Annotated in this window: 11 protein-coding genes and 1 pseudogene; 8 read left to right on the top strand and 4 right to left on the bottom strand. The window is 55.7% G+C overall.

Translation table 11 applies throughout. The features are described 5' to 3' along the window. Window positions 1–55 precede the first annotated feature (55 nt). Entirely contained in the window at window positions 56–964 is a 909-nt protein-coding gene (prmB, locus tag GM154_RS11870) for a 50S ribosomal protein L3 N(5)-glutamine methyltransferase (RefSeq protein ID WP_219652346.1), read from the top strand. A gap of 16 nt (window positions 965–980) precedes the next feature. Here prmB and GM154_RS11865 read toward each other — a convergent pair whose 3' ends face one another. Next, window positions 981–2,090 carry a DNA topoisomerase IB gene (locus GM154_RS11865; RefSeq protein WP_185749680.1) on the bottom strand — a complete coding sequence of 370 codons (1,110 nt, stop codon included), beginning with the start codon at window positions 2,088–2,090 and terminating at the stop codon, window positions 981–983. Window positions 2,091–2,152: 62 nt separating this feature from the next. Beyond that, window positions 2,153–3,235, bottom strand: coding sequence for a patatin-like phospholipase family protein (locus GM154_RS11860; protein ID WP_219652345.1), 1,083 nt, complete (start codon window positions 3,233–3,235; stop codon window positions 2,153–2,155). Between the two features lie 173 nt (window positions 3,236–3,408). On the opposite strand from GM154_RS11860, the gene GM154_RS11855 reads away from it, so the two are divergent. From GM154_RS11855 to GM154_RS11830, 7 genes and pseudogenes are all read left to right on the top strand, one after another. After that, window positions 3,409–3,717, top strand: coding sequence for a PepSY domain-containing protein (locus GM154_RS11855; RefSeq protein WP_019365781.1), 309 nt, complete (start codon window positions 3,409–3,411; stop codon window positions 3,715–3,717). A gap of 14 nt (window positions 3,718–3,731) precedes the next feature. Further along, window positions 3,732–4,031, top strand: coding sequence for a PepSY domain-containing protein (locus tag GM154_RS11850; RefSeq protein ID WP_374940317.1), 300 nt, complete (start codon window positions 3,732–3,734; stop codon window positions 4,029–4,031). Beyond that, the gene (locus GM154_RS11845; protein WP_010794918.1) at window positions 4,031–4,696 is read left to right on the top strand and encodes a response regulator transcription factor; all 666 of its coding nucleotides are present in this window, start codon (window positions 4,031–4,033) and stop codon (window positions 4,694–4,696) included. Before GM154_RS11850 ends, GM154_RS11845 begins: the two co-directional genes overlap by 1 nt. Then, entirely contained in the window at window positions 4,693–6,030 is a 1,338-nt protein-coding gene (locus GM154_RS11840) for a sensor histidine kinase (protein ID WP_219652344.1), read from the top strand. Before GM154_RS11845 ends, GM154_RS11840 begins: the two co-directional genes overlap by 4 nt. A gap of 91 nt (window positions 6,031–6,121) precedes the next feature. Next, a pseudogene (locus GM154_RS25965) lies at window positions 6,122–6,937 on the top strand (cache domain-containing protein); the annotation flags it as partial. Between the two features lie 102 nt (window positions 6,938–7,039). Beyond that, complete coding sequence (locus tag GM154_RS25960) at window positions 7,040–7,795, top strand: methyl-accepting chemotaxis protein (protein WP_372238912.1); 756 nt, start codon at window positions 7,040–7,042, stop codon at window positions 7,793–7,795. Between the two features lie 108 nt (window positions 7,796–7,903). Further along, a complete protein-coding gene (locus tag GM154_RS11830) occupies window positions 7,904–8,953 on the top strand; it encodes an AI-2E family transporter (protein ID WP_010794915.1) in 1,050 nt (349 codons plus the stop codon). A 53-nt stretch (window positions 8,954–9,006) separates the two neighbouring features. Here the strand turns inward: GM154_RS11830 and nuoN are convergent, their stop codons facing one another. Beyond that, window positions 9,007–10,458, bottom strand: coding sequence for an NADH-quinone oxidoreductase subunit NuoN (gene nuoN, locus GM154_RS11825; protein ID WP_010794914.1), 1,452 nt, complete (start codon window positions 10,456–10,458; stop codon window positions 9,007–9,009). A 7-nt stretch (window positions 10,459–10,465) separates the two neighbouring features. Further along, window positions 10,466–11,998 carry an NADH-quinone oxidoreductase subunit M gene (nuoM, locus tag GM154_RS11820; protein WP_010794913.1) on the bottom strand — a complete coding sequence of 511 codons (1,533 nt, stop codon included), beginning with the start codon at window positions 11,996–11,998 and terminating at the stop codon, window positions 10,466–10,468. Between the last annotated feature and the right edge of the window lie 6 nt (window positions 11,999–12,004).

Below are 12,004 nucleotides of genomic sequence, written 5' to 3'. Positions count from 1 at the left end.
ACGTTTCGTGGGCAGAGCTGCAAGGCTACACTATGCCGCTGAAAAGGAGCCCTAGATGACCGAATCCCGTTTACGCACTCTTCGTGACTATATCCGTTGGGCGGTGAGCCGCTTCCACGCCGAAGGGCTTTATTTTGGCCATGGCACCGACAATGCGTGGGATGAAGCCAGGCAGCTGGTGTTAGGCGCCTTGCATCTGCCTTGGGAAATGTCTGACAGCTACCTGGATTGCCGGTTGGAAGATGATGAGCGCTACGACTTGAGCGTCCTGCTTCACCGACGGATTCAGGAGCGCATTCCGACGGCTTATTTGTTAGGCGAAGCCTGGTTTTGTGGGCTGCCGTTTATGGTTGATGAACGTGTGTTGGTGCCACGGTCACCGATTGCTGAATTGATTGATGCCCGCTTTGTGCCTTGGCTACCCCATGAGCCTGCTCGAGTCCTGGACCTCTGTACCGGCTCGGGATGCATTGGTATTGCCTGTGCTTATGCGTTCCCTAATGCAGAAGTCGCGTTGGCCGATCTCTCCTTTGATGCATTGGAGGTCGCCTGGCAGAACATAGAGCGGCATGACCTTGAAGACCGGGTTTATACCGTGCAAGGGGATGGGTTTGCTGAACTGCCAGGGCAGCGTTTCGACCTGATCGTGTCAAATCCACCTTATGTGGACGCAGAAGATTTTGCCGATATGCCGGCTGAATATCACCACGAGCCGGAAATGGGCCTTGCCTGTGGCTCAGACGGGCTGGATCTGGTGCGCCGAATGTTGGCTGAAGCCGCGGATCACCTCACTGACACCGGCACGTTGATCGTTGAGGTGGGCAATAGTCAGGTACACGTCGAAGCGCTTTATCCCGAAGTCGACTTTACGTGGCTCGAGTTCGAGCGGGGCGGTCACGGGGTCTTTCTGCTTTCCGCCAAGCAGTGCCAGGAGCATCAACCGCTGTTCCAGAGCCGCCTCTAGTAGGCGGCTCGAGTACCTAAGCTGCCTGCGTCTTCTCGACCAGGCGCTCTAAAAACATGAGCAGGGTGACTTCCTCTTCGCGAAGTCCCTTGCGTTTGCGCGGCTTGGGTAGCGAGCCGAGTTCGCCAGCCATAAATGCATCCATGACGCCCGGGTGGATATAACACTTGCGGCATACTGCCGGTGTGTTGCCCAGCGTACTGGATACTTGCTTGACCATCTCCTGAAGGTGCTTTTTGGCTTCAGTTTGAGTTTCGTAGCGCAGTGACTTGAGAGTAGACAGAGCCAAGGCGCTGCCTGCCCAGGTGCGGTAATCCTTGGCAGTAAAATCGGCACCACTGAGTTCGTGCAGGTAGGCGTTTACGTCTGACGAGGTGACCGTATGCCGATCGCCATCTTCATCCAGATACTGAAACAAGTGTTGGCCGGGTAGCTCAAGGCAGCGCTTGACGGTACGTGCAAGCCTCGGGTCTGTCAGCTTGATGTTGTGCTCGACGCCGCTTTTGCCGCGGAAGTGAAAGCGAATCGTATTGCCGGTAACGTCTGCATGTCGGTTACGCAGGGTTGTCAGGCCGTACGATTTATTGCTTTTGGCATATTGCTGATTGCCTACGCGAATCAAGGTGGCGTCCAGCAGGCTGATAACGGTCGCCATGACCTTTTCCCGGTTCAGCTTGCGTTGCGCCAGATGCTCTTCTATCCGCTTGCGCAGTTTGGGAAGGGCATTGCCGAACTCCAGCATCCGTTCGTATTTGTCAGTGTCTCTGATTTCGCGCCAACGTGGATGATATCGGTATTGCTTGCGTCCTCGGGCGTCCCGCCCCGTTGCCTGTAAATGGCCACAAGGATCGGCACAGATCCAGACATCCGTATAGGCGGGTGGAATGGCCAGTTTGTTGATGCGGTCAATTTCAGCCTGATCGCGAATACGTTCGCCTTGGGCATCCAGGTAGATAAACTTCCCGCGCAGCTTTTTTCGCCGCAGGCCCGGCTGCGTGTCATCCACATAGTGAAGGTCCGAGGGTAGCGGGGGGCACAGGGCTGTACCTGTATCGTCGCGCTCGTCTCCAGGGGCGGGCAGCGTACCCTCGGCGGTCGGGGGAATAAATGAGGCACTCTCTGACATGAAAACACCGGCTGTGGACTGCTTTCTATGAAGACCGCAGGGCTAGTAGCCGGTTCGTCGCTCTAGACGAGAGGCAATATCTGATCTTTTAACCGGCCGCTTTCGGCAAGCTCCAGAAACTCATCACCCAGTCGCTGGCTTTCCGCCATCGCTGTATGCCAGTGACGTTGCCGTGTGGCAGGATCGGTTGCATAACGGGTGAAATCTTTGCGGTCGGGAAGCTTTCGACCAGGTAGCCGCTCAAGGTAAGACCGTGAGGGTGCCAGTAGCACCACATTTCGCAGGTTATGTGTATTGGCCTTGCGCCAGAAGATGCCCTTGTCGAACCACCCAGGAATGATGCGATCGATAAAATGTGGATAGAGCACAATGTCATTCCCGCGATAGGGAAGATCCAGATGGTAATCGAGCAGTCCCCCGTCACGGTAAGTACCGGAGCCAAAGCCAGGGATATCTGTTACGCCCTCCATGACCAGTGGAATGGAGCCTGACGCCAGCAATGACTGGCGAAGGTTGTCGGGGCGAAGCGCATGGTACTGCGTTGGGAAATCATTCAGTTCATCCAGCGGCGGCGCCTGGCGCAAATCATAGGCCACGATGCGGCTGAAATGGCGAATCAGACGAGACCGTGCTATCAGGTTGTCGCGGATCACAGCACCCAGGCCAAGGCTTAATGTTCGGCGCTGGTCACTGGCCAGAGGGCCCAATGCCTGAACAATCATGATGTTCAGGCGATAGCCTGGTGCGGTCAGAATCGCCTCGTCACGCCCTCCCAGCAGTTCATCCAGCATGCTTTCGCAAATCTGACTGATCTGCCTGATTCCAATACCTTTGGGAAAATGCAATCCGGTATAAAGGTCGCCCAGCCGGCGTAATGAGTCTGCCGGATCCGGTAGGCAGACACATGCGGAGCGCCAGGCCCCAATGGATGCGCCAACCAATGCGCGCACCCGCGGTGAGCGAGGCAGCCATTCACCAAACAGCGCGATGTCTAGCCCTTGCAAGCCTAGTGCTTTCGGGCCGCCTGCTGCGCCCGGGATAATACCTACGTCTGCAGGTGACAGGCCCTGTTGGCGAATATGCGCCAGCGCCTGCGTGCCCGCGCGGATAATAAGGGAAGGAGATTTGATGTGAATAGCTGTCATGAGGACTCCATACGGACAGCCAGTATACAAACGCACCGCCGCGATGCGGAGCAGGTATGGCATTGATTGCGAAAGACCGTTGGGCTGACCATGTAGTTCCAAAATGAGATTAAGGCTGAATTAAGGCTGCCTCGTTAAGGTGAACTCACTGAATAACCCGTGAGGACATACGCATGAAAGCACTGACTACATTGATTGCCGCTGCCAGCCTGACCGCCCTGGCCGGTGCGGCCCAAGCCCGCGACCTGGGACCTGACGAAGCGCTCAAGCTGCGTGATGCAGGTACCATCAAATCCTTCGACGTATTGAACAAGGCGGCTATCGCCAAGCATCCTGGCTCGACGACTCACGACACTGAGCTGGAAGAAGAATATGGCCGCTATATCTATCAGGTTGAGTTACGTGACCAGAAAGGTGTGACATGGGATCTGGAACTCGATGCCGCAACGGGCGAAGTGCTCAAGGATGTACAGGACGATTGAGCCTGGGTAGCAGCATGATGAAAGGCCTGCTGGTATTGACATTGCTGTCAGCCAGCGGGCTTTCAATCGCTCGCGACCTTGACCAGGATGAGGCGTTGCGGCTTCGTCAGGAAGGAAGAATTCGTCCTCTTGAGCAGCTTATCAACCAGGCTTATGCGCGCTATCCAAAGGCAACATTGCTGGAGGCGGAGCTTGAGGAGGAAGATGGTGTTTATGTCTATGAGATCGAGTTTCTGGTAGATAAGGGCGTTGTGCGCGAGCTGGAAATCAGCGCCACTGACGGTACGATTTTGAAGGACGAGGTAGACGACTGATGCGTCTGTTGTTGGTAGAGGACAGTGTTCCCCTGGCGGATGAGTTAATGGCCAGCCTGACACGACAAGGCTATGCCGTAGACTGGCTGGCTGATGGCCGTGATGCGGCATACCAGGGGGCAGTCGAACCTTATGACCTTATCGTACTTGATCTCGGACTGCCGGGGCGTTCTGGGCTGGATGTGCTCAGGGAGTGGCGCACGCAGGGACTTTCTACGCCGGTACTGATTCTGACGGCGCGCAGTGGTTGGGCCGAGCGTATCGATGGGCTCAAGGCTGGCGCCGATGATTACCTGACCAAGCCGTTCCACCCTGAAGAGCTTTCCTTGCGGATTCAAGGATTATTGCGGCGTGCCCGCGGGCTGGTGAATCAGCCGACATTGCAGGCTTCCGGTCTGAGTCTGGATGAGTCACGGCAATGTGTTAATCGCGGGGATGAAAGTATCGAGCTGACCGCCGCAGAGTTCAGGCTGCTGCGGTATTTCATGCTGCATGCAGGGCAGATCCTGTCCAAAAGTCATTTGGGTGAACATCTCTACGACGGTGAAAGCGAGCGTGACTCCAATGTCATCGAGGTGCACGTGAACCATCTCAGGCGTAAATTGGGGCGCGATATTATCGAGACACGGCGAGGACAGGGCTACCGCTTCGGGAAATCTGCATGAAGTCCATTCAGCAGCGATTGGGCATTGGCTTGGCCTCCGCTCTGCTGATATCCGGACTTTTATTGATACTGGGCGCACGCTGGCTGGTTGATACGGCGCTACGGGATTATCTGGGAAGCGGACTTCAGACAGAGAGCGAAAACCTCCTGGTGGCTATTGCGCGGGGGCCAAACGGGCTGCAGCTGGATGAGCAGCGCCTTAATCCCGCCTATCAACGGCCATTTTCCGGGCGTTATTTCGAGATCGACATAGGAGAACCTCGCTGGCGCTCCCGGTCGCTATGGGATCATGTGCTTGAGAGACCTACGCACGTAGGGCTGACCGGACATCTCGTCAATGGCCCCGGAGATCAGCGCCTCCTGGTCTATCGCGCGGATTATCAGCGGTTGGGGCAAAAGCTCAGCATTGTCGTTGCACAGGATTACAACCCGCTCCTGACCAGTTTCAGTCGAATGCTACGTATAGGTGCCGGTATTGGGCTGGTTGCGTTAATCGTAATCCTTTTTCTACAACGGATTACGGTAAGGCGCGCCTTAAAGCCACTTGAACGGGTCCGGCAACAAGTGGCTCAACTGCAACAGGGGCAGCGCAGCCAGCTGGATACGCAGGTTCCCCAAGAGCTTGAGCTGCTGGTGGAGCAGATCAATCATCTGCTGCGTCATACCGAGGATAATCTCAAGCGTGCCCGCCATGGCATCGGTAATCTGGGGCATGCGCTAAAAACGCCTCTGGCCGTGCTGGTAAGTCTTGCGGAGCGGCAAGAACTGAGTGCGCATCCTGAACTGCAGAGCATCCTGCGCGATCAGCTTGAGCAGATCCAGCAGCGTCTTGAGCGGGAGCTGCGCCGTGCTCGACTGGCCGGTAACCAGCTTCCCGGCGTCTATCTGGACTGCGAGGCTGAATTGCCTTCGCTCTGCGCCATGCTCAAGCAGATCCATGACAACGACCTGACGATCTCCTGTCATGTGCCTTCCGGTTTGAAACTGCCCTGGGATCGCGAAGACCTGCTTGAATTGCTGGGTACGCTGTTGGATAACGCCTGTAAATGGGCGAGCAGCCAGGTAGAGCTGACGGTACTGAAGAAAGATGCCTGTTATGAGATCAGTATTGATGATGATGGGCCAGGTATCGCGCCTGAATCCAGGCAGGATATTCTCGAGCGAGGCGCGCGTCTGGATGAGCGAGTCATGGGACATGGCTTGGGCCTTGGTATTGCGCGTGATATTGTGGACAGTTGCGCAGGTACGCTCAGCCTGGAAAGCAGTTCCCTGGGCGGGCTGAAAGTTTTGGTCCGGCTGCCGCTCCGAGCCTCCCGATCTGCTCCCGGTGATTGAGACCATACGGATAGAGCACTATCGATCGACCTTCATTTTCGTTTCGCTTGGCCGAAAACCTACTTAGATAACAACCTAAGAGGTCTCAGTGATGAGTTTAAAAGCCAAGGTGCTCCTGCTGGCGCTCCTACCTGTTGTAATTACTACCCTGATCATCAGCGGTATTTCCTATGTGATGCTGAGCAATAAAGCCGAGCGCGATATACAGACAACGCGTGATCGCTTGATGGAGCAAAGCAACGTAACCCTGAAGAATTACGTGCAGGTTGCCCTGACAGCGGTCAAGCCGCTCTACGATGCTTCAGCCGACGGTGATCAGGCGGCCCGCGCCGAGGCAATCAGGATTTTATCTGGCATCACCTATGGCAAAGATGGCTATATGTTTGGCTATGACTCAAATGTCATCCGCCTTTTCAAGGGAAACGACGCTGAAGGCATAGGCAAGAGCTTTCGTGATAACAAGGATCCGAACGGCGTTTACCTGAACCAGGAACTGGTCCGGGCAGGCAAGGATGGCACTCATTATGTCCGCTATTCCTCTACATTGCCTGGCAAAACTACCTTGGTTCCCAAGTTGAGCTATACCGAGTACCTGCCCAAGTGGGACTTGGTCCTGGGCTCTGCCATCAACCTGGATGGCGTTGAGGAGCGGCTGGGCAAGATCGAGGCCGATGTACGTGCGCAGACCTTGACTCAGCTGTTCTCCATCATCGGCGTCTCGCTGGTAGTGCTGGTCATCATCGCCATTGCGGCTCATCTATTTGCCATGCGAGTGTTGCGTCCGCTTGAGCTCATGCGTGCAAACCTTGATGACATTGCTGATGGCGAAGGCGATCTGACACGTCGACTGCCGGTGCAGAGTAACGACGAGTTGGGCCGGCTTGCTGGCTCGTTCAATCGATTCGTTGGCAAGATTCATGGAACCGTACAGCAGGTAATCGACATCACTCAGCAGCTCACCGGTTTGCTGGATGAGGTGGCTGCCCAGGCTCGTCGTACCGAGCAGGCCATGCAGCGCCAGCGTAGCGAAACCGATCAGGTTGCCACGGCTATCAACGAGATGTCCGCAGCGGCTCATGAAGTAGCGCAAAGTGCCCAGCAAGCGGCAGAAGCTGCCCGTGAGACCGATGAGCAAGGGCGTGTAGCCAAGCGTGTGGTTGAGGGTAGTGTGGCAGGCATCCATTCTCTGGTCGATGAAGTGCGTGACAGCGGCATGTCGCTCGACAGTCTGCAGCAGGACGTACAGTCTATTGTCAGCGTACTGGATGTTATCCGTTCCATTGCCGAGCAAACCAACCTGCTGGCCTTGAACGCTGCTATCGAGGCGGCTCGGGCTGGTGAGGCGGGTCGTGGTTTTGCGGTCGTGGCCGACGAAGTTCGTGCCCTGGCAAGCCGTACTCAGCAGAGTACCCAGGAGATCCAGGGAATGATCGATCGCCTGCAACAGGGTACGCAAAAGGCGGTTGAGTCGATGCGTCGCTCTGGTGCGGCAGGTGAAAGTACGACTGTCCAGGCCAGTCAGGCAGGCGCCTCGCTCGATACCATCAGCCAGCTGATCGGTACGATTAATGCCATGAACGCCCAGATAGCCAGTGCAGCCGAAGAGCAGACGGCGGTCTCCGAGGAAATCAACCGTAGCGTCCACGAGATTGCTGGCGCGGTTGAAACCATGACGGCAGGGGCTGAGCAGAGTGCGACCACTACCCAGGGGCTAGTCTCGCTAGGGGATCGCCTCCACGGCCTAGTCAAGCAGTTCCGCGTTTAAATCGACATTCCTGAGGGCTCTGGCTGAGCCCTCAGGAACAAGTGCGTGGTATCCAGTGTTCTAACCAAAAGCGACGCTCGTTGCTCTTGAATGGACTTTGGAACCCTGATGAAAAGCACGCGACTTGAAAATAGAACATTTATCTTTCTTCTGATTATTGTCTCGATCGCATTTGCCTGGATTCTGTTGCCCTATTACGGCGCGGTATTTTGGGGAGCGATCCTGGCGATTATTTTCGCCCCTATGCAGCGCTGGTTTCTCAGGCGCTACAACAATCGTAAAAACCTTGCCGCGCTGAGCAGCTTGGGTGTTTGTTTACTCATCGTGATTCTGCCGGTCACAGCGATTAGTATTTCTCTTGTTCAGGAAGGCAGTGCGCTGTATCAGCGAATCAACAGCGGCCAGCTGAATTTCGGCGAATATTTTCAACACATGTGGCAGGCACTACCGAACGGTATCAAAAGTGTACTGCACCGATTCGATATCACTGACCCAGAAAGTATTCGCGAGCGCCTGACGCAAAGCGTTGCCCAAGGTAGTCAGGCATTGGCAAGCAGGGCCTTGTTGGTAGGGCAGGGGACGTTTCAGTTAGTCATCAGCTTTGGCATCATGCTGTACCTGCTGTTTTTCCTGCTTCGAGACGGGCAATACCTCGTAGGGCTGATCCGCAAAGCCATTCCCTTGAGCGAGATTCACAAGCGCAGCCTGCTACGCAAGTTCACGGCCGTTATCCGGGCCACTGTCAAAGGCAACATTATCGTGGCCGTTGTTCAGGGTGCGTTGGGTGGATTTATCCTGGGAGTACTCGGTGTTGAGGCTGCTGTTCTCTGGGGCGTAATAATGGCGTTCCTGTCGTTGTTGCCGGCAGTAGGCGCTGGGCTGATCTGGGGGCCGGTTGCGGTTTACTTCCTGCTGACAGGCTCGATATGGCAAGGGGTTGTATTGATTCTGTTCGGCGTTATCGTCATCGGCCTGGTAGATAACATTCTGCGTCCTATCTTGGTAGGCAAGGACACCAAGCTACCCGACTACGTGGTACTGATTTCCACACTAGGCGGAATGGCACTGTTTGGTCTCAACGGGTTCGTCATTGGCCCATTGGTGGCGGCGCTCTTCATGTCGGTATGGGACCTCTTCATGCACCGTGAAGAGGAATAAAAAGTTCAGGCAATAAAAAAGCCCCATCACTGGGGCTTTTTTATGAGAGACCCTTACAGGCCTGTATGTTGAAGCACTTGCAACAAGGGCTGCGGGTAAACACCCAACAGCAGCGTCAGGGCTGCAATGGCGATAAGCATGATACCGCCGGCACGCTCACCCCAGTTCATGGGTGCATCGTGACGGCTCAGACCTGGTTGTACCAGATACATCGTTACCATGACACGCAGGTAATAGAACAGGCCGATGGCGCTACCAATAACGACCGCCGCGGTCTGCCACCACAGATGGGACTCGACACCCACCGTAATAATGTAGAACTTGCCGATAAAGCCCGCCGTCAGCGGAATACCTGCAAGCGACAGCATCATCACTGTTAGAACGGCGGTCAGATACGGGCGTCTCCAGAACAGTCCGCGGTACTCAAACAGCGCATCGGCATCACGTGTGCCATTGCTTGGGCTGGACATAAGCACGATCACGCCAAAGGCTCCCAGGCTGGTAACGACATAAGTCGCCAAGTACACCCCAATCGCCTCTACCGCAATACCATTGCTGGCAGCGAGGGCTACGAGCAGGTATCCAAAGTGTGAGATGGAAGAGTAGCCCAGCAGACGCTTGAGGTTGCTCTGCATCAAGGCCAAAAGGTTGCCGACCAGAATGGAGATGATGGCGATGAAAGCGATCAGGTTGTGCAGCCATGTATCGTTCAACGCAGCCGGCATGGTCTGGAACAGACGAACCACGACAGCGAAAACGGCAACCTTGCTCGCAGTAGCCAGGTAAGCGCCCACCGGTGCCGGTGCGCCTTCATAGACATCTGGCGTCCACAAATGGAAGGGTACCAGCGACAGTTTGAAGCCCAGACCTACAATCATCATGCCGATACCGAGTTCCAGCAGCAGGCCGGCCGAGGCTTGCTGAGTCAGCTGCGCACCGATTCCGCTAAAACTCAGGGTGCCGGACTGTGCATACAGCAGGGCCATGCCAAACAGCAGAATGGCCGAGCCAGCAGCAGATAGCACCAGATACTTCATGCCAGCCTCAAGGGAGCGGCGATTGAAGTAGGAATAGGCCACCAGGCCATACACCGGTACGGACAGCAGCTCAAGGCCAATGAACAGCGAAGCCAGGTGCTGCGAGCTTACCAACACGATACCGCCCGTACAGGACAGTAAAAGCAGTAGGTAAAGCTCTTCACGATTGCTGGAGTATCCCTCCATGTAAGCATGCGACAGCGTCATGCATGCCAACGTGGTAATCAGGATCAGTGCGGTATAGAAGTAGGTGTAGCCATCCATGCGCATGAGGCTGGTGACGTCGATATCGACGACCCGCATCGAGTACACAATGGACAGCAGGGCCAGGTTCAAACCGATTACCGACAGTGTCGGAATCACGGTGTGGTTGCGCCGCCAGGCTATCGCCAGCATCACCACAACGGCGGTCAGACCGGTGATGAGGAGCGGCAGAAGTGCGATGAGATGTTCCGTTGTAAAGGTCATGGCGCTACTACCGGGCAGAAACAATGGAAGAGAAAGCTGTACCCAGCCACTGGTGTACACCACTCATGCTGGCTGCCGACGTATCCAGAATGGGCTGCGGATAAACACCCAGGAGGATCAGCAGACCGACCAGAAGCAGTACCATGGACAGCTCGCGTGCATTGAGCCCCGGCAATTCCCCTTCAGACTTCGCAGGACCGAAGTACGCACGGTGGATCATGATCAATGAGTACACCGAAGCCGCAACCAGACCGAATGTAGCTATCACAACGGTCAGCGGCACCATCGGGAACGCACCCATTAAAATCAGGAACTCGCCTACGAAGTTACCGGTACCCGGCAGGCCCAGAGACGCCGAAGCGAAGAACAGGCTGAGGGCCGGCAGGTAGGGGAGGCGACCCCAGAGTCCACCCATCTCACGCATGTCGCGTGTATGCAGACGCTCATAGAGCTGACCGCACAGAATGAACAAGCCTGCTGCCGAAAGACCATGGGCGATCATCTGTACCACGACACCCTGCAGTGCATGCTGGCTGCCGGAGTAGATACCGATTAAGACGAAGCCCATGTGCGAAACGCTGGAATAGGCCACAAGACGCTTGATGTCAGTCTGTGCGAAGGACAGGAACGCACCGTAGAAGATTCCGATGATCCCGAGCCACATCGCAATGGGTGCAAACTCGGCCGAAGCGTTGGGGAACAGCGGTACGGCAAAGCGGAGAAGGCCGTAAGCAGCTGTTTTCAACAGAATACCGGCAAGGTCTACGGAGCCGGCTGTCGGTGCCTGCGCGTGTGCATCGGGGAGCCAGGAGTGAACCGGCACGGCAGGCAGCTTCACGGCAAAGGCAATGAAGAAGCCCAGCATCAGCAGGTATTCAGTCGTTGGATCCATCTGCGTTTTCAGCAGGTCTTCATATTCAAAGGTCAGCACACCAGTTGCGCTGTAGTGCACCAGCACTAGTGCCACGATGGCCACCAGCATGATCAAGCCGCTGGCCTGGGTGAAAATGAAGAACTTGGTAGCAGCGGTAATTCGGCTCTTCTTGCCGTCGGCGGAGCTATGACCCCAGAGTGCGATGAGGAAATACATCGGCACCAGCATCATCTCCCAGAAGAAGAAGAACAGGAACAGGTCGACAGCCAGGAACACACCAACCACACCACCTAGAATCCATAGCAGGTTCAGGTGGAAGAAGCCAACATGCTTCTGGATCTCGCGCCAAGAGCAGACAACAGCCAAAAGACCCAACAGACCAGTCAGCAACACCATAAGCAGCGATAGGCCGTCCATGGCGAAGTGCAGGCTGATACCAAAGCGTTCAATCCAGGGATACTGGAATTCAACGGTCCAGTTCTGCTCGCTACCCGGAGCGGGGGCCAAGCTGAAGTCACCGTGCCACCAGACCCATAGGCCAAGCACCAGCTCCAATAGCATGGTTAATAAAGCAATCCAGCGTGGCAGGAGATTGCCGGAGCGATCTCCCAGCCAGCACAGCAGACCGCCTATGAAGGGGATCAGGATTAGCCAAGGCAGAATCATGACGGG

Origin of the sequence: Pseudomonas sp. MAG002Y, from assembly GCF_019400845.1 — a bacterium.
In the GTDB taxonomy this organism is placed as follows: Bacteria; Pseudomonadota; Gammaproteobacteria; order Pseudomonadales; family Pseudomonadaceae; genus Chryseomonas; species Chryseomonas luteola.
Note: the sequence above shows the minus strand (reverse complement) of the source record. Positions and strands in the feature narration are given on the sequence as shown.